Source organism: Escherichia sp. WS2035, from assembly GCF_046487065.1.
Taxonomy (GTDB): domain Bacteria; phylum Pseudomonadota; class Gammaproteobacteria; order Enterobacterales; family Enterobacteriaceae; genus Escherichia; species Escherichia coli.
On record NZ_JBJQKD010000005.1, the window covers coordinates 108,642 to 129,227 of the forward strand.

The 20,586-nt window shown below is 51.1% G+C and carries 20 protein-coding genes; 8 read left to right on the top strand and 12 right to left on the bottom strand.

The window, feature by feature from the left end:
- Positions 1-2: 2 nt before the first annotated feature.
- A complete protein-coding gene (tssD, locus tag ACJHX4_RS10870) occupies positions 3-1,784 on the bottom strand; it encodes a type VI secretion system tube protein TssD (RefSeq protein WP_000502513.1) in 1,782 nt (593 codons plus the stop codon).
- 527 nt (positions 1,785-2,311) lie between these two features.
- On the opposite strand from tssD, the gene aroP reads away from it, so the two are divergent.
- Positions 2,312-3,682 carry an aromatic amino acid transporter AroP gene (gene aroP, locus ACJHX4_RS10875; RefSeq protein WP_000399017.1) on the top strand — a complete coding sequence of 457 codons (1,371 nt, stop codon included), beginning with the start codon at positions 2,312-2,314 and terminating at the stop codon, positions 3,680-3,682.
- A gap of 42 nt (positions 3,683-3,724) precedes the next feature.
- On the opposite strand, the gene ampE is transcribed toward aroP, so the two are convergent.
- Together ampE and ampD are read right to left on the bottom strand one after the other, a co-directional pair.
- Positions 3,725-4,579, bottom strand: a complete 855-nt coding sequence (gene ampE / locus ACJHX4_RS10880) for a beta-lactamase regulator AmpE (protein WP_000171980.1) — start codon at positions 4,577-4,579, stop codon at positions 3,725-3,727.
- The gene (ampD, locus tag ACJHX4_RS10885) at positions 4,576-5,127 is read right to left on the bottom strand and encodes a 1,6-anhydro-N-acetylmuramyl-L-alanine amidase AmpD (protein ID WP_000923703.1); all 552 of its coding nucleotides are present in this window, start codon (positions 5,125-5,127) and stop codon (positions 4,576-4,578) included. Before ampD ends, ampE begins: the two co-directional genes overlap by 4 nt.
- A gap of 87 nt (positions 5,128-5,214) precedes the next feature.
- Between ampD and nadC the strand changes: the two genes are divergently transcribed.
- The 4 genes from nadC to hofC all read left to right on the top strand — a co-directional run bounded on the left by nadC (position 5,215) and on the right by hofC (position 9,339).
- A complete protein-coding gene (gene nadC / locus ACJHX4_RS10890) occupies positions 5,215-6,108 on the top strand; it encodes a carboxylating nicotinate-nucleotide diphosphorylase (protein ID WP_001135168.1) in 894 nt (297 codons plus the stop codon).
- A gap of 203 nt (positions 6,109-6,311) precedes the next feature.
- Positions 6,312-6,752: a prepilin peptidase-dependent pilin gene (ppdD, locus tag ACJHX4_RS10895; protein WP_000360914.1), complete on the top strand. Its 441-nt coding sequence runs from the start codon at positions 6,312-6,314 to the stop codon at positions 6,750-6,752.
- Positions 6,753-6,761: 9 nt separating this feature from the next.
- A complete protein-coding gene (gspE, locus tag ACJHX4_RS10900) occupies positions 6,762-8,147 on the top strand; it encodes a type II secretion system protein GspE (protein WP_001025180.1) in 1,386 nt (461 codons plus the stop codon).
- Entirely contained in the window at positions 8,137-9,339 is a 1,203-nt protein-coding gene (gene hofC / locus ACJHX4_RS10905; protein ID WP_000157289.1) for a protein transport protein HofC, read from the top strand. Before gspE ends, hofC begins: the two co-directional genes overlap by 11 nt.
- Before the next feature lie 34 nt (positions 9,340-9,373).
- Here the strand turns inward: hofC and guaC are convergent, their stop codons facing one another.
- Together guaC and ACJHX4_RS10915 are read right to left on the bottom strand one after the other, a co-directional pair.
- The gene (gene guaC, locus ACJHX4_RS10910) at positions 9,374-10,417 is read right to left on the bottom strand and encodes a GMP reductase (protein WP_001217320.1); all 1,044 of its coding nucleotides are present in this window, start codon (positions 10,415-10,417) and stop codon (positions 9,374-9,376) included.
- A 155-nt stretch (positions 10,418-10,572) separates the two neighbouring features.
- The gene (locus ACJHX4_RS10915; protein ID WP_120795372.1) at positions 10,573-10,617 is read right to left on the bottom strand and encodes a protein YacM; all 45 of its coding nucleotides are present in this window, start codon (positions 10,615-10,617) and stop codon (positions 10,573-10,575) included.
- A gap of 24 nt (positions 10,618-10,641) precedes the next feature.
- Here ACJHX4_RS10915 and coaE point away from each other — a divergent pair, with 24 nt between their 5' ends.
- Genes coaE through yacG form a run of 3 tightly spaced genes read left to right on the top strand, consistent with a single transcriptional unit; the run spans position 10,642 to position 12,212 of the window.
- Positions 10,642-11,262: a dephospho-CoA kinase gene (gene coaE / locus ACJHX4_RS10920; RefSeq protein WP_001269520.1), complete on the top strand. Its 621-nt coding sequence runs from the start codon at positions 10,642-10,644 to the stop codon at positions 11,260-11,262.
- A complete protein-coding gene (gene zapD, locus ACJHX4_RS10925) occupies positions 11,262-12,005 on the top strand; it encodes a cell division protein ZapD (RefSeq protein ID WP_001194731.1) in 744 nt (247 codons plus the stop codon). The genes coaE and zapD overlap by 1 nt, the downstream gene beginning before the upstream one ends.
- Before the next feature lie 9 nt (positions 12,006-12,014).
- Positions 12,015-12,212 (top strand): DNA gyrase inhibitor YacG, encoded by a 198-nt coding sequence (gene yacG / locus ACJHX4_RS10930; RefSeq protein ID WP_000005042.1) that lies wholly within the window; start codon positions 12,015-12,017, stop codon positions 12,210-12,212.
- Positions 12,213-12,299: 87 nt separating this feature from the next.
- Here yacG and mutT read toward each other — a convergent pair whose 3' ends face one another.
- The 7 genes from mutT to ftsQ form a co-directional block, all read right to left on the bottom strand.
- Positions 12,300-12,698: an 8-oxo-dGTP diphosphatase MutT gene (mutT, locus tag ACJHX4_RS10935; protein ID WP_000736048.1), complete on the bottom strand. Its 399-nt coding sequence runs from the start codon at positions 12,696-12,698 to the stop codon at positions 12,300-12,302.
- A gap of 59 nt (positions 12,699-12,757) precedes the next feature.
- The gene (secA, locus tag ACJHX4_RS10940) at positions 12,758-15,463 is read right to left on the bottom strand and encodes a preprotein translocase subunit SecA (protein WP_000905766.1); all 2,706 of its coding nucleotides are present in this window, start codon (positions 15,461-15,463) and stop codon (positions 12,758-12,760) included.
- A gap of 61 nt (positions 15,464-15,524) precedes the next feature.
- Positions 15,525-16,037, bottom strand: coding sequence for a secA translation cis-regulator SecM (gene secM, locus ACJHX4_RS10945; protein WP_000014326.1), 513 nt, complete (start codon positions 16,035-16,037; stop codon positions 15,525-15,527).
- Positions 16,038-16,266: 229 nt separating this feature from the next.
- On the bottom strand, positions 16,267-17,184 hold the full coding sequence (lpxC, locus tag ACJHX4_RS10950; protein ID WP_000595482.1) for a UDP-3-O-acyl-N-acetylglucosamine deacetylase: 918 nt from the start codon (positions 17,182-17,184) through the stop codon (positions 16,267-16,269).
- Between the two features lie 100 nt (positions 17,185-17,284).
- The gene (gene ftsZ / locus ACJHX4_RS10955; protein WP_000462776.1) at positions 17,285-18,436 is read right to left on the bottom strand and encodes a cell division protein FtsZ; all 1,152 of its coding nucleotides are present in this window, start codon (positions 18,434-18,436) and stop codon (positions 17,285-17,287) included.
- Positions 18,437-18,496: 60 nt separating this feature from the next.
- Positions 18,497-19,759, bottom strand: coding sequence for a cell division protein FtsA (gene ftsA / locus ACJHX4_RS10960; protein ID WP_000588474.1), 1,263 nt, complete (start codon positions 19,757-19,759; stop codon positions 18,497-18,499).
- Positions 19,756-20,586: a cell division protein FtsQ gene (gene ftsQ, locus ACJHX4_RS10965; protein ID WP_000075744.1), complete on the bottom strand. Its 831-nt coding sequence runs from the start codon at positions 20,584-20,586 to the stop codon at positions 19,756-19,758. The genes ftsA and ftsQ overlap by 4 nt, the downstream gene beginning before the upstream one ends.

Sequence of the window (20,586 nt, forward strand, 5' to 3'; positions counted from 1 at the left end):
ATTTATCTCCTGTAGTGAATCTCATCGTGTAGTCTGGGGGTAACAATTCGTAAATTATCAATATCGTATACGCCGCCGCCATATTCAATAGCAATAAAATGATGTATCTGAAATTTTTTAAGTGTTTCTTTAGGACCAATATAGTGTCCTTCGTCGGGGGCAAAAGGTGTAAAGCCCTGACTAATACGTAACTGATTAATTTCCGAAAACTGCGCTATCAACTCCGGTTCCTGACTCACCTCCAGCCACAGCGCCTCGCGAAACTCATCAAAGGTTTTAAACTCCCGTCCGCGCAATTTATCAACAATATGCGCCGGGATTGGTGCGCCGTTGCCGTTATTGGATACCGACATATCCAGCCAGCGAGTTCCTGGTGAAAGCGGGACGCCGTGCCCTGTTACAACACCAGGCAGCTTTCGCGGATCCTCCTTCAGGTAAACATAGATAGGCTTAATACCGGATCCCGCCGGAAAAACCAGAATATAATCGTTGAATTCTTTCGGATCAGGAACCGGGAATGGCGGCGTGGTATAGGTATCGGTGCCGTCCGGAATCGGCGTCACCAGAATGGTGGGCTGCTCCAGCGGCGGCCTGTCGTTACCGGTATGGCCCGGAACATTCCCATGTTCCGGATTTTCCGGCGTCCAGGTAATCAGGGGGCCATCGACATCGTGAGCGGGGGTAAATTCATAACGCTGCGTCTGCTCGTTCCACTGCATGTTCGCCACGCGGACGTTTTCATACGGCGTACCTTCACCCGTATGAACACCATACACCTGAGGCTTGCCGTGAATGTCAGTTCCCCAGAAAAAACGCACCCGGGTGGTGGCGGTACTGCCTGCTAGTGCTTTCTGCCGCAGTTCTTCCTCATACCAGAACTCATCACGTCCAGGCACACGAGCACTGCCCTCACCCGCAGAGGGAATATACAGAGCAGATGCCAACGCACCGATGTAAGAGCCGCGGGTTGCACTGAGTACGCCACTGAGCGACCATTTTCCCCATATTTGAGTCGCCAACACACTACTCGGGAACAGTAGCATGGTTTGAGCTTCTGCGGGTTCCCCGATAACGTTAGCCTCGGGATGGTGGTATCCACAGCAGTCATCAACCACTGGCTGAACGAAAATCGCTACTTGACCGAAGTTTTCAGCGGGTTCTTCTGCCGTTCCGGCATCTGTACATCCCTTCACCTTCAGACAGGATTTGGCATAGACCGGGTTAACCGCTGGTGAAGAGAGTGGAAGGTTAACAACTGGTAGCGGTTCAGGCTTAAGATTACTGGCAGGTGGACTTTTAGGCGGAATAAATAAGCTATTATAGCCAGCAGGAAAGGCCAACCAGTCAAATTCCGTATTGGCTATGAGATGTTTACATAATATGTAGTCATAATCGACAGTTACACATTCGGTAGGAAGATTATTGTCAGAAATGTTTACATGAATAGCAGTTAATGAAGCATTTCTTAGCTGAATATAATAATACCGTTCCCATCGCCCGCTTTTATTTATACGATACAAATCGATTTCAATAAATAACCGCTCATTCTGATTGATGGCATTAGACAGTAGCGGTGAGCTTTTATCAATGAGTTTGCAAAATTGTAGCCCCTGTAGATTAACGCCATTACCAGTACTGGTAATGGCGTTGGTGAGTGCAAAGGCAAAAATTTCATCTTCATGGCCAACCTGCCAGCGATTACCAACCGACGCATACGTCCCACAGCCTGAAGAAATATCGCCCTGCTTCTCACCGATTATTCTCAGGTAAACAATATCGCCCACTTTATTTCATTCCCGTTTATCCTTAACTTATTTGCATTAAATAGAAAACTTATTTCTCGATCAATAAGAAACGCTTTTAATGAAAAATTATTTCAATTACTTAACGTTTTCACTTAGCTCGCAATATTATATTTAAATACTCGCGTTACAAACCCATTGTATTATTAACATCTATTTATTCTTATATGACCTTTTGTAAGATTATTGTGCTGGTGGCTAAGGCATGGTGTTCAGCAGGCAGACAAATCCGGTATATAGCTAGTTAAAACAGTATGTTATCAGACTTAAAGTATCTATTAAATGTGATGAAAAACTTACAATTGCTTTTTTTTTATCCAGAAAATCAACACATCTACATAAAGCAGGTGCATTCTCGCGCGTATACCATTATCTTGTGATAGTTGAAAGTACTATCATCATAATTCAGTTACATAAAATGTAAAGAAACCAATACAACAAACGGAATTACAAAATTACACACGCATTGCTGCGTAGTTCAAAAAAACAACACAACACGAGGTTTCATAATGGAAGGTCAACAGCACGGCGAGCAGCTAAAGCGCGGCCTTAAAAACCGCCATATTCAGCTTATCGCGCTGGGTGGCGCGATAGGGACAGGGCTATTCCTGGGTAGCGCCTCCGTAATACAGTCCGCAGGGCCAGGGATTATCCTGGGTTACGCCATTGCTGGTTTTATCGCCTTTCTGATCATGCGTCAGCTAGGTGAAATGGTGGTCGAAGAACCTGTCGCAGGCTCCTTTAGCCACTTTGCTTATAAATACTGGGGCAGTTTTGCCGGTTTCGCCTCTGGCTGGAACTACTGGGTACTGTACGTTTTAGTTGCCATGGCAGAGCTGACTGCCGTGGGTAAATACATTCAGTTCTGGTATCCGGAAATCCCAACCTGGGTTTCTGCCGCCGTGTTCTTTGTGGTGATCAACGCCATCAACCTGACAAACGTAAAAGTGTTTGGCGAGATGGAGTTCTGGTTTGCCATTATCAAAGTTATCGCGGTGGTAGCGATGATCATCTTCGGCGCCTGGCTGCTATTCAGCGGCAACGGCGGCCCGCAGGCGAGCGTTAGCAACCTGTGGGATCAGGGTGGTTTCCTGCCACACGGCTTCACCGGTCTGGTGATGATGATGGCGATTATCATGTTCTCTTTCGGTGGTCTGGAACTGGTGGGGATCACCGCAGCAGAAGCTGATAACCCGGAGCAAAGTATCCCGAAAGCAACTAACCAGGTTATCTACCGCATCCTGATTTTCTATATTGGCTCGTTAGCCGTTCTGCTCTCACTAATGCCGTGGACCCGCGTTACCGCCGATACCAGTCCGTTTGTGCTGATCTTCCACGAGTTAGGCGATACCTTTGTAGCGAATGCGCTGAATATCGTGGTACTGACTGCTGCGCTCTCCGTGTACAACAGCTGCGTATATTGCAACAGCCGTATGCTGTTCGGTCTGGCACAACAAGGGAACGCGCCAAAAGCGCTGGCGTCTGTCGATAAACGCGGCGTACCGGTTAACACTATTCTGGTGTCTGCGCTGGTTACGGCATTGTGCGTACTGATTAACTACCTTGCCCCAGAGTCCGCTTTCGGACTGTTAATGGCGCTGGTGGTATCTGCACTGGTCATCAACTGGGCGATGATCAGTCTGGCGCATATGAAATTCCGTCGTGCCAAACAAGAACAAGGCGTGGTAACTCGCTTCCCTGCCCTGCTTTATCCGCTGGGTAACTGGATCTGCCTGCTGTTTATGGCGGCGGTACTGGTGATTATGCTGATGACCCCAGGAATGGCGATTTCGGTATACCTGATCCCGGTATGGCTGATCGTGTTAGGTATCGGCTATCTGTTTAAAGAGAAAACCGCCAAAGCCGTAAAAGCGCATTAATCTCTCTACGCCCTCACCCGTGCAGGGTGAGGGCAATAATCTTTACACCAACGCCCCGTAAATCGTCAGTAGCGCAATTACCACCACGACCACGAACGAGGTTTTCTTCGCCATTGAAACCGCGGCCTTTGGCGTCTCCACCTTATCGACATGCGGTTCACGCGCCAGAGAGAACTGTGCCAGACGCGTTAATACCTGATATTGCGAAGTATGGAAATCACCCAGCGAAGCAAACCAGGCCGGTAACGCTTTCTCACCATGACCGATCAAGGCATATACCACACCCGCAAGACGAACCGGCACCCAATCCAGTGCATGAAGCACGGCATCAATGCCGGACTGTAAACGATGATGCGGCGTCTGGTATCGCGCCAGCCAGTATTGCCATGCACGCAAAAACGCATACCCCATCAGCGTAACGGGTCCCCAGGTTCCCCCCACAATCAGCCAGAACAGCGGAGCAAGATAAAAACGAAAGTTAATCCACAGCAATGCATTTTGCAGCTCACGCAAATACTCACGTTCATCGCAGCCTGCCGGGACGCCGTGAATCATGGTGAGTTCGCCAGCCATCGTGGCATGGGCATGGCTATCATTACGTGAAGCAGCTGTCAGATAAGCATGATAATGAAGACGAACTTTACCTGCGCCAATACACAGCAAACCAATCAGCAGCCACACCAGCAACGTGGGAACGTTGAACAATACACCCTGCAATGCGCGTAACAGTAAAAAAGTCACGCCCATCGCAATAATGGTCATGCATAACGTGCGCCCGAGAGAAAAATGTTTCACCCGCCGAAAGAACGCTTCAAGACGATGATCAAGCTGCCAGTGCTCGCCCAACTTAAACAGGCGCTCGAAAATTAACACCAGTAAGGTTGTAAATAGCGTCATGTTGTCTCCTTGCTGACCAGCGCACGAAACCGTGCCCAATCAAATGCAGGACCGGGATCGGTTTTCCGATCCGGCGCAATATCACAATGGCCCGTCATGTTATTAGCGATATCCGGATAGCGATCAATCAGTGCCCGTGTAACCGCCGCAAGCTGTTGATACTGCGCATCGGTATACGCCAGCGTATCGGTGCCTTCCAGCTCAATCCCAATAGAAAAATCATTGCAGCGTTCGCGCCCCTGATACTGAGAGACTCCCGCATGCCAGGCTCGTTTATCGAAAGGAACATACTGGACTATTTCACCATCACGGCGAATCAAACAGTGAGCGGAGACGCGCAAATGGGCGATCTCCGCAAAGAAAGGATGCGCCTGCGGATCAATAGTTCCAGTGAATAATGCGTCGATCCACGGACCGCCAAACTCGCCTGGCGGCAGGCTAATATTGTGCACCACCAGCAGGGTGGGTGTTTCGTCATCCGGGCGGCAATCGTAATGTGGTGAGGGAACGCGGCGCGCGCCAGCCAGCCACCCCTGTTCTAACAACATGCAGGATCTCCTTATATGTGGTGCTAATACCCGGTTCAGAGTAGCATGTTTCTACCTTATGATTCGTTAGCTATCTGGAGTTTTAACATGCCGCCTCGCCGCTATAACCCTGACACCCGACGTGACGAGCTGCTGGAACGCATTAATCTCGATATCCCCGGCGCGGTGGCCCAGGCGCTGCGGGAAGATTTAGGCGGAACAGTCGATGCCAACAATGACATTACGGCAAAACTTTTACCGGAAAACTCTCGCTCTCATGCCACAGTGATCACCCGCGAGAATGGCGTATTTTGCGGCAAACGCTGGGTTGAAGAGGTGTTTATTCAACTGGCAGGCGACGATGTCACCATAATCTGGCATGTGGATGACGGCGATGTCATCAACGCCAATCAACCCTTGTTCGAACTTGAAGGCCCATCTCGCGTGCTGTTAACGGGCGAACGCACTGCGCTTAATTTTGTGCAAACCCTTTCAGGAGTTGCCAGTAAGGTACGCCACTATGTCGAATTACTGGAAGGCACCAACACGCAGCTGTTGGATACGCGCAAAACCTTACCCGGCCTGCGTTCAGCTCTGAAATACGCGGTACTTTGCGGCGGCGGAGCGAATCACCGTCTGGGGCTTTCTGATGCCTTCCTGATCAAAGAAAACCATATTATTGCCTCCGGCTCAGTGCGGCAGGCGGTCGAAAAAGCGTCCTGGTTGCACCCGGATGCGCCAGTAGAAGTCGAAGTAGAGAATCTGGAAGAACTTGATGAAGCCCTGAAAGCAGGTGCCGATATCATCATGCTGGATAACTTCGAAACAGAACAGATGCGCGAAGCCGTCAAACGCACCAACGGCAAGGCGCTACTGGAAGTGTCTGGCAACGTCACTGACAAAACACTGCGCGAATTTGCCGAAACGGGCGTGGACTTTATCTCCGTTGGTGCACTAACTAAACACGTACAGGCACTCGACCTTTCAATGCGTTTTCGCTAATTGCTAACAGATTTATCCGCTCCATCGCGGGCGGATAAATCTCCCCTTCCCCAACTTTCTTCGTAACGCCTCGCAAATTTCTTGTCTTTCGCTGCAACGAAGTAAAAAACCTCGGAAGCTGCTTTCCCGTTTCGTTTTTTGCCCCTCGCTTGTGCTGATGGCGTTTGCCAAAGTAGCGCCAACCAAATCAAGGAGCGAAACAGATGGACAAGCAACGCGGTTTTACACTTATTGAACTGATGGTGGTTATTGGCATCATTGCCATTTTAAGCGCCATTGGTATTCCCGCTTATCAAAACTACCTGCGCAAAGCCGCACTCACCGACATGCTACAAACCTTTGTGCCTTACCGTACCGCCGTAGAGTTGTGCGCGCTGGAACATGGTGGATTAAATACCTGCGACGGTGGCAGCAATGGCATTCCTTCGCCTACCACCACCCGCTATGTTTCAGCCATGAGTGTGGCAAAGGGCGTGGTGTCGCTGACCGGGCAAGAAAGTCTCAATGGGCTAAGCGTCGTCATGACACCGGGTTGGGATAACGCAAACGGCGTCACCGGCTGGACGCGTAACTGCAATATTCAAAGTGACAGCGCATTGCAGCAAGCCTGCGAAGATGTCTTCCGCTTTGATGACGCCAACTAAGGAGCGGCAATGAATATTCCACAGCTCACTGCCCTGTGTCTGCGTTATCAGGGAGTCTTGCTGGATGCCAGCGAAGAGGTGGTTCATGTTGCGGTAGTCGATGCACCTTCGCATGAGCTACTGGACGCATTGCATTTCGCTACCACCAAACGTATTGAGATCACCTGCTGGACGCGCCAACAAATGGAAGGTCACGCCAGTCGCACACAACAGACATTGCCCGTAGCTGTTCAGGAGAAGCATCAGCCCAAAGCAGAGTTGCTGACTCGAACGTTACAATCTGCGCTAGAACAACGCGCGTCTGATATTCATATCGAACCAGCGGACAATGCCTACCGCATCCGCTTGCGTATCGACGGCGTATTGCATCCTTTACCGGACGTTTCACCGGATGCCGGAGTCGCATTAACCGCCAGATTAAAAGTGCTGGGAAACCTGGATATTGCGGAACATCGCCTGCCGCAGGACGGGCAATTCACTGTCGAACTGGCAGGAAACGCCGTCTCATTTCGTATTGCGACCTTAGCATGTCGGGGTGGTGAAAAGGTGGTATTAAGGTTGTTACAGCAGGTGAACCAGGCACTGGATGTTAACACGCTTGGAATGCAGCCGTCACAACTGGTGGACTTTGCTCATGCCTTGCAACAACCACAGGGACTGGTGCTGGTAACTGGCCCTACAGGCAGCGGCAAAACGGTCACGCTTTATAGTGCCCTGCAAACGCTGAATACCGCTGACATTAATATTTGTAGCGTCGAAGATCCGGTTGAGATCCCCATAGCCGGATTAAACCAGACGCAAATCCATTCGCGTGCCGGACTCACCTTTCAGGGCGTTTTGCGTGCGTTATTGCGCCAGGATCCTGACGTCATCATGATCGGAGAGATCCGCGATGGCGAAACGGCAGAAATTGCCATAAAAGCCGCGCAAACCGGTCACCTGGTGTTGTCTACCCTACACACTAATTCCACCTGCGAAACGCTGGTACGTTTACAGCAAATGGGAGTCGCCCGCTGGATGCTATCATCGGCGCTTACGCTGGTAATAGCCCAGCGTCTGGTACGCAAACTTTGCCCGCATTGTCGCCGGCAGCAAGGGGAGCCCATCCATATTCCAGACAATGTATGGCCGTCGCCGCTGCCCCACTGGCAGGCACCCGGTTGTGTACATTGCTACCACGGTTTTTATGGTCGCACGGCCTTATTTGAAGTTCTGCCCATAACACCGGTCATACGTCAGCTTATTTCCGCTAATACCGACGTTGAATCGCTGGAAACGCACGCCCGACAGGCGGGTATGCGAACGCTTTTTGAAAACGGCTGCCTGGCTGTGGAGCAAGGCTTAACCACCTTTGAAGAGTTAATCCGCGTATTGGGGATGCCGCATGGCGAGTAAGCAACTCTGGCGCTGGCGTGGCATAACCGGCGACGGCAATGCGCAAGATGGGATGCTATGGGCAGAGAGCCGTGCTTTGCTGCTCATGGCACTACAGCAACAGATGGTTACCCCACTAAGCCTGAAGCGAATCGCCATCAATTCTGCGCAGTGGCGAGGAGATAAAAGCGCGGAAGTCATTCATCAACTGGCGACGCTACTCAAAGCCGGGTTAACGCTTTCTGAAGGGCTGGCTCTGCTGGCGGAACAGCATCCCAGTAAGCAGTGGCAAGCGTTGCTGCAATCACTGGCGCACGATCTTGAACAGGGCGTTGCCTTTTCCAATGCCTTATTACCCTGGTCAGAGGTATTTCCGCCGCTCTATCAGGCGATGATCCGCACAGGTGAACTGACTGGTAAGCTGGATGAATGCTGCTTTGAACTGGCGCGTCAGCAAAAAGCCCAGCGTCAGTTGACCGACAAAGTGAAATCAGCGTTACGTTATCCCATTATCATTTTAGCGATGGCAATCATGGTGGTTGTGGCAATGCTGCATTTTGTTCTGCCGGAGTTTGCCGCTATCTATAAGACCTTTAACACTCCGCTACCGGCGCTAACGCAGGGGATCATGACGCTGGCAAGTTTTAGTGGCGAATGGGGTTGGTTGCTGGTGCTATTCGGCTTTCTGCTGGCGATAGCCAATAAGCTGCTGATGCGCCACCCAACCAGGCTTATCGCACGGCAGAAATTACTGTTACGCATCCCGATTATGGGTTCACTGATGCGGGGACAAAAACTCACGCAGATCTTTACGATTCTGACGCTGACACAAAGTGCAGGCATTTCTTTTTTACAGGGCGTTGAGAGCGTCAGAGAAACAATGCGCTGTCCGTACTGGGTGCAACTTCTGACACAAATCCAGCACGATATCAGTAACGGTCACCCCATCTGGCTGGCGCTAAAAAATGCCGGTGAGTTTAGCCCGCTCTGTTTGCAATTAGTGAGAACAGGAGAGGCATCCGGCTCGCTGGATCTCATGTTAGACAACCTCGCCCATCATCATCGGGATAACACAATGGCGCTGGCGGATAACCTCGCAGCCTTACTGGAACCGGCGTTGCTGATCATAACGGGAGGAATTATCGGTACGCTGGTGGTGGCAATGTATCTGCCAATTTTCCATTTAGGCGATGCGATGAGTGGAATGGGATAACGCTGGCGTGTTGCTCCACGCCAGCGTTGGTATATTACAGGTTGTTGAAGATGCGGTTTTCTTGTTCCTGCACACGGATAAATGTGGTGCGCTTGGTCAGTTCTTTCAGGCGTGAAGCCCCAACGTATGTACAAGCTGAACGCAGGCCGCCCAAAATATCACGCGCGGTATTTTCAACCGGGCCTCGCAGCGGCAGCTTAACGGTTTTACCTTCTGCTGCGCGATATTCCGCAACACCGCCAACGTGACGTTTCATCGCAGACTCTGAGCTCATGCCGTAGAACAGCATAAATTTCTCGCCGTTCTCCTCAACGATGCGACCGCCGCTCTCTTCGTGGCCCGCCAGCATGCCGCCAAGCATGACGAAATCGGCACCGCCGCCAAAGGCTTTCGCGACATCGCCCGGCGTGGTGCAGCCACCGTCGCTGACGATCATTCCGCCCAGACCATGCGCAGCATCGGCACATTCGATCACCGCAGAAAGTTGCGGATAACCGACGCCTGTTTTGACGCGAGTTGTACAAACAGAACCTGGGCCAATGCCAACTTTAACGATATCAGCACCGGAGAGGATAAGCTCCTCACACATTTCACCAGTCACTACGTTGCCAGCACAAATGGTTTTGGTCGGCCACGCTTCACGCGCTTTCGCAACGAACTGCACGAAGTGTTCGGAATAACCATTCGCCACGTCAATACAAACGAAGTTTAATGCCGGGTTCAGGTCGAGAATCTGTTTAGTTTTTTCGAAATCCGCATCAGACGTGCCGGTAGAAACCATCACATGTTTCAGCACATCAGCGGAAGAATTGTTGATAAACGCTTGCCACTCTTCGACAGAATAGTGTTTATGCACAGCAGTCAAAATATCAAAAGAAGCCAGCGCAGAGGCCATAGAAAATGTGCCTACGGTGTCCATATTGGCGGCGATAATTGGCACGCCGGACCAGCGCTGACCTGAATGTTTGAAGGTGAATTGACGTTCCAGTTCAACATCGGAACGGCTTTTAAGAGTGGAGCGTTTAGGGCGGATGAGAACGTCTTTAAAACCTAACTTCAGATCTTCTTCAATACGCATGTGCGGATTCCTGGGGTTAATGGCTATAAGGGTAAGAGCGCAACTCCAGTGACGTTATCATACGCACTAATCAATGCGGCGCAAGACTGCGAAATTGTCTTTTTTTACGCTACAATCCCATAAATTTACCTGGTAAATAGTGAGCGAACGTTTCATCAATTTCGCTTTCGTGCGCTCATTTTTAACGTTTTGATAATCATGATGAATTCCCGGGAATATAAATTATGAGGTATATAGTTGCCTTAACGGGAGGCATTGGCAGTGGCAAGAGTACCGTTGCCAATGCGTTTGCTGATCTCGGAATTAACGTCATTGATGCCGATATTATTGCGCGTCAGGTGGTTGAACCAGGTGCACCTGCGCTACATGCCATTGCTGATCACTTTGGCGCTAACATGATTGCTGCTGATGGAACATTGCAGCGCCGGGCCTTGCGCGAGCGGATCTTCGCCAACCCGGAAGAGAAAAACTGGCTTAACGCCCTGCTGCATCCGCTGATTCAGCAAGAGACGCAACACCAGATCCAGCAAGCTACTTCCCCCTATGTACTATGGGTTGTGCCATTGCTGGTAGAAAACTCACTGTATAAAAAAGCGAATCGAGTGCTGGTGGTGGATGTCAGCCCAGAAACGCAACTTAAGCGCACCATGCAGCGCGACGATGTAACTCGCGAGCATGTCGAACAAATCCTTGCTGCTCAGGCAACGCGCGAAGCTCGCCTTGCCGTGGCAGATGACGTCATTGATAATAACGGCGCACCGGATGCTATCGCATCGGATGTTGCCCGCCTGCACGCACACTATTTGCAGCTTGCGTCGCAGTTTGTCTCACAGGAAAAACCGTAATGCAGACCCAGGTCCTTTTTGAACATCCACTAAATGAAAAAATGCGTACATGGCTGCGCATTGAGTTTTTGATTCAGCAACTCACCGTTAATTTACCCATCGTTGACCACGCTGGCGCGCTGCATTTCTTCCGTAATGTCAGCGAATTACTGGATGTTTTCGAGCGCGGCGAAGTCCGCACTGAGCTGTTGAAAGAACTTGACCGGCAGCAACGTAAACTCCAGACCTGGATTGGCGTGCCCGGCGTGGACCAGAGCCGTATTGAAGCATTAATTCAGCAGTTAAAAGCGGCGGGGAGCGTATTAATTTCCGCGCCGCGTATCGGGCAATTTCTACGTGAAGATCGTTTGATTGCTCTGGTGCGTCAGCGACTGAGCATCCCGGGCGGCTGTTGCAGCTTTGATTTACCTACATTGCACATTTGGCTGCATCTACCCCAGGCGCAGCGCGACAGCCAGGTAGAAACCTGGATTGCCAGCCTGAACCCACTTACCCAGGCACTTACCATGGTGCTGGATTTAATTCGCCAGTCGGCCCCCTTCCGTAAACAAACCAGCCTGAATGGTTTTTATCAGGATAACGGTGGCGATGCCGACTTGCTGCGCCTGAATCTGTCGCTCGATTCACAGCTTTATCCGCAAATTTCCGGTCATAAGAGCCGTTTTGCCATTCGTTTTATGCCGCTGGACAGTGAAAACGGACAAGTACCAGAACGTCTGGATTTCGAACTGGCCTGTTGCTAAGGAGTAAAAATGTCAGAAACTATTACGGTGAATTGCCCAACCTGCGGGAAAACGGTGGTGTGGGGTGAAATCAGCCCGTTTCGGCCATTTTGCTCCAAACGTTGTCAGCTGATCGACCTCGGAGAATGGGCTGCTGAAGAAAAACGAATCCCCAGCAGTGGCGATCTTTCCGAAAGCGATGACTGGAGCGAAGAGCCAAAGCAGTGACATTCTATCTGATGCGATGCTGGCCTGATAAAACGCGCCAGCGTCGCATCAGGCATCATATGCAAATGTCGGATGCAGCGTGACGCCTTATTCGACATACACACGCTTAAGTTTCGCAATTACCGGTTCATTGGCTGGCGGAAAATCATCGGCATTAAGACCGACCAGCGACATCCACTCACCGGGTTGCCCTTCTTTACCCCACGGCTCCCCTTCCCAGCTTTCGACCAGCCAGAACCACAGAGTTATATGCCTGTCCGGGAATTCATATTCCAGTTTTTCAAATAGCGAAAAATGTTGTGGGGTAATCCCGACTTCTTCCTGAAGTTCACGTACCACTGCCTGTTCCGGCGTTTCGCCCATTTCAATTTTACCGCCGGAAAACTCCAGTTTATTCGCCATGTGCGCATCTGCTGCGCGACGCGTTATAAAGATTTCATTGTTCTCGTTGCGAATAATACCTACCGCAATTTGCAGCTTTTTCATTGTCTTAAACCTATAAAAAAGGCGCAGAATCCTGCGCCTTTTACTTCAACAGTTAGCTTTTATTGCAGGCGGCCATGGCACTGCTTGTATTTTTTACCAGAACCACACGGGCAAGGATCGTTACGTCCTACTTTTCGTTCACCGGTTTGCGCCGCCAGTGCAGCTGCGGCTGCAGAGTCGTCATCCTGATGGCTAAGCTGCTGCATTTGCGCTAAACGCTCGGCTTCCATACGACGCTGTTGTTCCAGCTCCTCAACCTCTTCAGGCATACGCACCTGAACTTTGCTCAGCGTGCTGATAACTTCATATTTTAACGACTCCAGCATCGCTGCAAACATGGAGAACGATTCACGTTTGTATTCCTGCTTCGGATCTTTCTGTGCATAGCCACGCAGGTGGATACCCTGACGCAGATAGTCCATCGCAGCCAGGTGCTCTTTCCACAGAGAGTCAAGCGTTTGCAGCATGACGCCTTTCTCGAAGTGACGCATCATCTCAGCACCAACCACTTCTTCTTTACGCTGATACACTTCGATGGACTGCGCCAGAATGCGCTCACGCAGCGTCTCTTCATGCAGTTCTGGTTCTTTATCCAGCCACTCGGCAATTGGCAAATCGAGGTCGAAATCGTTCTTCAGACGTTCCTGCAGCCCCGGAATATCCCACATTTCTTCCAGCGACTGTGGCGGAATGTAGGCATCAATGGTCGCTTTGAACACATCTTCACGAATGCTGTTGATGGTTTCGCTCACATCGCTGACATCCAGCAGTTCGTTACGCTGGGAGTAAATGGCGCGACGCTGATCGTTAGCCACGTCATCATATTCCAGCAGTTGCTTACGAATGTCGAAGTTACGGCTTTCAACTTTACGCTGGGCGTTGGCAATCGCTTTGGTCACCCACGGGTGCTCAATGGCTTCGCCTGGCTTCATACCTAGTTTACGCATCATGCCGGATACTCGGTCGGAGGCAAAAATACGCATCAGCGCATCTTCCATCGACAGATAGAAACGGGAAGAACCAGCATCCCCCTGACGACCAGAACGACCGCGCAGCTGGTTATCGATACGACGGGATTCGTGACGTTCAGTACCGATGATATGCAGGCCACCTGCTGCCAGTACCGCATCGTGACGTACCTGCCAGTCGGCTTTAATTTTTTCAATTTGCTCTGCAGTCGGATTTTCCAGCGCGGCAACTTCTGCCTGCCAGCTACCACCGAGCACAATATCGGTACCACGACCCGCCATGTTGGTCGCGATAGTCACCGCAGCCGGATAACCTGCCTGAGCAACAATCGCCGCTTCGTTGGCATGGAATTTGGCGTTCAGGACGTTGTGCTTAATACCGGCTTTGGTCAGTTCATTTGACACCAGCTCCGATTTTTCGATGGAGATTGTACCCACCAGCACCGGCTGGCCTTTCGCAGTACGTTCTTTGATATCTTCAATGATCGCCTGAATTTTTTCCGCTTCAGTCATGTAGACCAGGTCCGGCAGATCTTTACGAATCATTGGACGGTTGGTCGGAACAACGACAGTATCCAGCTTATAGATGGAGCTGAATTCGAAAGCTTCGGTATCAGCAGTACCAGTCATCCCCGCCAGTTTTTCATACAGACGGAAGTAGTTCTGGAAGGTGATCGAAGCCAGCGTTTGGTTTTCGTTCTGGATCTGCACACCTTCTTTCGCTTCCACAGCCTGGTGCAGACCATCAGACCAGCGACGCCCCTGCATGGTACGACCAGTGTGTTCGTCAACGATGATAACTTCACCATCTTTAACGATGTAGTCGACGTCACGGGTAAACAGCGCATGAGCGCGCAGCGCCGCCGTTACGTGGTGCATCAGCATGATGTTGGCCGGAGAGTACAGAGACTCCCCTTCATCCATGATGCCTTCTTTCACCAGCAGTTCTTCAATCAGCACCAGACCACGTTCGGTCAGGTTCACCTGGCGAGATTTTTCGTCCACCGAGAAGTGGCCTTCGCCCTGGAAGGTTTCGGAGTCTTCTTTTTCCTGACGGATCAGGTGCGGAATAATTTTATTCACGCGTTTATACATTTCCGAGCTGTCTTCTGCCGGGCCAGAAATGATCAGCGGTGTACGCGCTTCATCGATCAGGATGGAGTCCACTTCGTCCACCAGCGCATAGTGCAGTTTACGCTGTACACGTTCTTCAGGACTGAACGCCATGTTGTCACGCAGGTAGTCAAAGCCGTATTCGTTGTTCGTACCGTAAGTGATGTCAGCAGCGTAGGCTTCACGCTTTGCCGGTGCTGGCATGCCCGGCAGGTTGATACCGACAGTCAGGCCAAGGAATTCAAACAGCGGACGGTTGTTTTCGGCGTCACGTTGCGCCAGGTAGTCGTTGACGGTAACGACGTGCACGCCTTTACCGGTTAGTGCGTTCAGGTAAGCAGGCAGCGTTGCGGTCAGGGTTTTACCTTCACCGGTACGCATTTCCGCGATGCAGCGTTCATTAAGAACCATACCGCCGAGCAGCTGTACGTCGAAGTGGCGCATGCCAAAAACACGCTTACTGGCTTCACGCACCACGGCGAAGGCTTCCGGGATCAAGTTTTCCAGCACTTCGCCTTTTTCCAGACGCGCGCGGAACTCTGCCGTTTTTCCTTTCAGTTCTTCGTCGGAGAGTTTTTCAATCTCCGGTTCCATGGCATTGATGATGTTGACCACTTTGCGCATCCGGCGCAGGGTGCGATCGTTACGACTACCGAAAACTTTAGTTAATAATTTGATTAGCATAATAAAATCTCAAACGCCCCGCGTTGCGGAGTTAATAAAATGAAGTAAAGGTTTATTGTTGTTAGCTGAGGCGTTGAGGGCCAGCACGGATGCCTTGCGCCTGGCTTATCCAGACGGGCGTGCTGAATTTTGCTTGTGGGGTAAAATGCGCATAATCAATGCGATAACCCTTTTCAGACGGCGTGCCTTCCTGGGTCAGCAGCGCGCTGAGCGTATCCAGTAATGCAAGATGTTGCGCCTGAAGAGGCAAAGATTCTTCAGCAACGGGCAGCGTTTGCGGTGCCATTGCAAAGGAAAGATGGCGGATTACCGTGCGAATGGCATGTTGATGCCAGTAATCAACGGAATAGTTCGAATTCGGGCGGCGCGTGTTCGTTTCCAGCAAGGCCAATTGACCAAAGTTAACTTTGGCTGAAGGCTCGTGGTTGCGGGTTGTCGCTTTTGCGGGCGCGTTTGGTTCGGCGGCATTGCTGAGTGCAGGCAAACCTAAACTCGCCGCGACCATCCCTAATAAGAGATGCGGCCAGAAGTAGCGTTTACCAAACTGTCGCCAGCGCGTCAGTATTCCACTCACGTTATTGCCATCCCGATCGTATTCAAACGTATTTAGCGCACAAATCTTATCATTAAAGCCTGAAGTCCACAGCACGAATGAAGATAAGTTGTGCGTAAAAGTGCTTAAGAAAACAGCGTTCGCACCGTTTTTTATAGCTCTTATAAAATTCAAAAAAAACGACTGGTTCACCTGGCCGGAGAGAGTGCCAGATTTGCCAGTCGAATTTTATACGACAGTATAAATGTCGTTATGCCAGTACGGCTGAAGGCGCTTTGAAGGCCAACGGCAGTTCTGCGTCGTCCTGGAAGGTCACATATTCCCAGGCTTCCTGTTTCGCCAGGACAGCCTGCAGCAGTTTGTTATTCAGTGCATGACCGGATTTATAAGCGGTAAATGCACCAATAATATTGTGACCACACATGAACAAGTCACCGATCGCATCGAGCATTTTGTGACGCACAAATTCGTCTTCAAAACGCAGGCCGTCTTCGTTCAGTACGCGATAATCGTCAACAACGATGGCACAATCGAAGCTGCCGCCCAGGCACAAACCACGGGACTGCAGATATTCGATATCACGCATGAAACCGAACGTACGCGCACGGCTGATCTGGCGCATAAACGCATCAGCGGAGAAGTTCATCGCATAGCGCTGGTTGCTGGAATCAATAGCCGGATGGTTAAAATCGATGGTGAAATCCAGCGAAAAACCATTGTACGGTTTAAATTCAGCCCACTTATCGCCATCTTCGACACGAACAGTCTCTTTAATGCGAACAAATTTCTTGGCGCAGTTCAACTCGTCGATACCGGCGTCAAGCAGCAGGTATACAAACGGAGCGGCGCTGCCGTCCATGATCGGGATTTCCGGCGCGTTAACTTCGATAACAATGTTATCGATGCCCAAGCCCGCGAGAGCAGCATTGAGGTGCTCTACGGTTGAAATCCGTACATCATGCTCGTTGACCAGACACGTACAGAGCATGGTATCACGCACAGATTTGGCATCGGCCGGGAAATCTACCGGTGGATTCAAGTCGGTGCGACGATAGATGACCCCGGTGTTGGCCGGCGCAGGGCGTAACGTCAGGGTGACTTTCTTGCCGGTATGTAAACCGACACCCGTCGCCTGAACGATACGTTTAAGTGTCCTTTGTTTGATCATCGTATTATCTCGCCAAATTACCTATCCAACCGAAGTGTACTATACATTCGGCGGGCCAGTTTAGCACAAAGAGCCTCGAAACCCAAATTCCAGTCAATTCTTAATCAGCTTGCTTACGCAGGAATGCTGGGATATCCAGATAATCCGGCTCTTTCGCAGTTTGCGGCGCATTGTCATTCACGACTTTAGCAACCGGCTTCTGCTCCTGGGTCAGCGGAGCCATACCGTGCTGCTGGTAGCGATCCATCACTGGCTGCTGAACCTGCTTATTGGTCACCAGAGTGATTTCAGGACGTTTGTCCATGCCGATACCTGTCGCAACAACAGTTACGCGCAGCTCGTCATTCATATCCGGGTCAAGAGAAGTACCGATAACCACGGTCGCGTTGTCGGAAGCAAATGCACGGATGGTGTTACCTACCGTTTCGAACTCATCCAGACGCAGGTCGAAGCCCGCTGTGATGTTTACCAGCACGCCGCGTGCGCCAGACAGGTCGATATCTTCCAGCAGCGGAGAAGAGATAGCCATTTCAGCAGCTTCTTCCGCACGGTCTTCACCGCTCGCCACACCAGAACCCATCATTGCGTAGCCCATTTCAGACATTACGGTGCGTACGTCTGCAAAGTCCACGTTCATCAAACCCGGACGAGTAATCAGTTCGGCGATACCTTGCACAGCGCCTTTCAGTACATCGTTCGCTGCGCCAAACGCATCCAGCAGGGAGATACCACGGCCCAGAACTTTCAGCAGTTTGTCGTTCGGGATAGTGATCAGAGAGTCCACATGCTTGGACAGTTCAGTGATCCCCTGCTCCGCGAATGCCATACGCTTCTTGCCTTCAAAGTTGAAAGGCTTAGTGACGACAGCAACGGTCAGGATACCCAAATCTTTTGCCACTTCAGCGACGACTGGTGCTGCACCTGTACCGGTGCCACCACCCATACCCGCAGCAATAAAGACCATGTCTGCACCTTCCAGCGCCGCACGCAGTGCATCGCGATCCTCATCAGCCGCATTGCGGCCAACTTCTGGATTAGCGCCAGCGCCCAGTCCTTTGGTGATACCGCTACCGATTTGAATCGTCTGTCCAACCGCTGTTTTACGCAGCGCTTGTGCATCGGTATTTACCGCGAAGAATTCAACACCTTCAATGCGCTCACGCACCATGTGTTCAACAGCATTACCGCCGCCGCCGCCGACGCCGATGACTTTAATCACCGCGTCATTGGTAAGTTCCATTGGTTCAAACATAGTTTCTCTCCGATTTGTGCCTGTCGCCTGAGGCCGTAATCATCGTCGGCCTCATAAAAATTAAAACTCTTTTCGCAGCCAACTATTGAGTCGCTTGATCCACGAGCCAACTGATGCTGTAACACGTTTTTCTACTTCAGCTTCACCGTTAAGATGTGACTCTTTCCCATAGTGAAGCAATCCCACCGCCGTCGAATAATACGGCTCCTGAGCATAATCCGTTAAACCGGTAATGTTCAGCGGCGCGCCGATACGCACTTGCGTATGAAACACGCGCTGAGCACAGGCTGCAAGACCTTCGATCTGCGCTGCGCCACCGGTTAATACAATGCCTGCCGCCAGGTGATGTTTAACCCCTTGTTGGCGAAGCTTTTCCTGCAACTGCAATATCTCTTCGTTGACCAGATTGAGCAGCTCGGTATAGCGTGGCTCGATCACCTCTGCCAGGGTCTGACGTTGCAGACTCCGCGGCGGACGACCGCCTACGCTCGGCACTTCCACGCTCTCATCTTTTCCAACGATGGAGCCCAGCGCACAACCGTGGCGAACTTTAATCGCTTCGGCGTCACTTGGCGGTGTGCCAAAGGCGTAAGCGATATCACTGGTCACGACATTGCCAGCATAAGGAATTACCTTCGTGTGGCGCAATGCCCCACCGGTATAAACGGCGATATCCATTGTACCACCACCGATATCGACGACGCAGACACCCAGTTCACGTTCATCTTCCGTCAATACCGAATAACTTGATGCCAGACCGGCAAATATCAGTTGGTCAACTTTCAGCCCACAACGTTCAACCGCTTTGACGATGTTTTTCGCCATATCATTGTGACATGTGATCAGGTGCACTTTTGCCTGCATCCGCACGCCCGAAAGTCCTACCGGATTCTTGATCCCTTCCTGATAGTCAATCGCATACTCTTGCGGGATCACATGCAGCACACGATGCTCATCGCGCACACGCACCGATTTCGCGGTATGGACGACGTTTTCCACATCTTCTTGCGTCACTTCTTCTTCAGAAATAGGCACCATACCAATTTCATTCTGGCAGCTGATGTGCTTACCAGAAAGCGCCAGATATACCGAAGATATCTGACAATCTGCCATCAATTCTGCCTGGTCAATGGCGCGTTGTACGCACTTGACCACGGATTCGAGGTCGTTCACCCCGCCTTTATCCATACCACGCGACGGGCAACTACCCACGCCAATGATATTGACCATACCGTCGGGCAGAACTTCCCCTACTAAAGCGGCAACCTTCGCGGTACCAATCTCCAGTCCTACTACCAGTTTTCTGTCCGTCGCCTTGATCATTGTTGTTCTGCCTGTGCCTGATTTTGTTGCTGAGTAGATTCCTCTGGCGGCAAGGGCGCCCAGCCTACTGCCGCTCCAGAGTCATAACGCAAATCAACGTAGCTAATCCGTTTGCCATCGGTTTGCGCCTGCTGCTGTAAAACCGGATAAAGTTCTACAAAGCGAGCCAAACGTTTCATCGTATCGCCCCGGCCAAGATTGAGCTTAATATCGTTATTCAGCGTCAACTGCCAGGAACGTCGCGCGGTCATCGCCGCTTCCTTCAGAGTAAATCTGTCCTTTGCCAGCATCTGCCCCATTTCGCGATAGCCCTGCAACACTTCATTGGCGCTGCCTTCCGGGCCATACAGCATTGGAAGCACCTGCTTGCTGGTGCGATCTGGCGGCACGCTGAAGGTGTTTCCTTCCGCGTCTACCATATGTTGATCATTCCACCGCGCAATCGGCACATATTCAACCAGATGAATCTTCAATTCATCAGGCCACTGCTTTCTGACGCTCACCTGCTTAATCCACGGCAGGCGTTGTTCTATTTGCGTCTGGATGATGTTGACATCCTGGGTCATAAAGGTGCCTGGCTCACCCAATGCCAGGATCGACTGCCGGATATCGTCATTACGCGTGTAATGGCGTTCACCGGTCAACACCAGCTTTGAGAGCGGCAGGCGTTGCGCATCTTCCATCCAGCCCAACACGACCCAGCCGCTCACCAACACTGTCGTTAAAACGGTCAGCAGGAAAAGGATCCCCGCCAGACGCGTTCCATTATTGCGGCGAGAAGAAACCTCTTCTTCGCTATTTCGCGTGTTCAGAGCAGCCTGCGACAT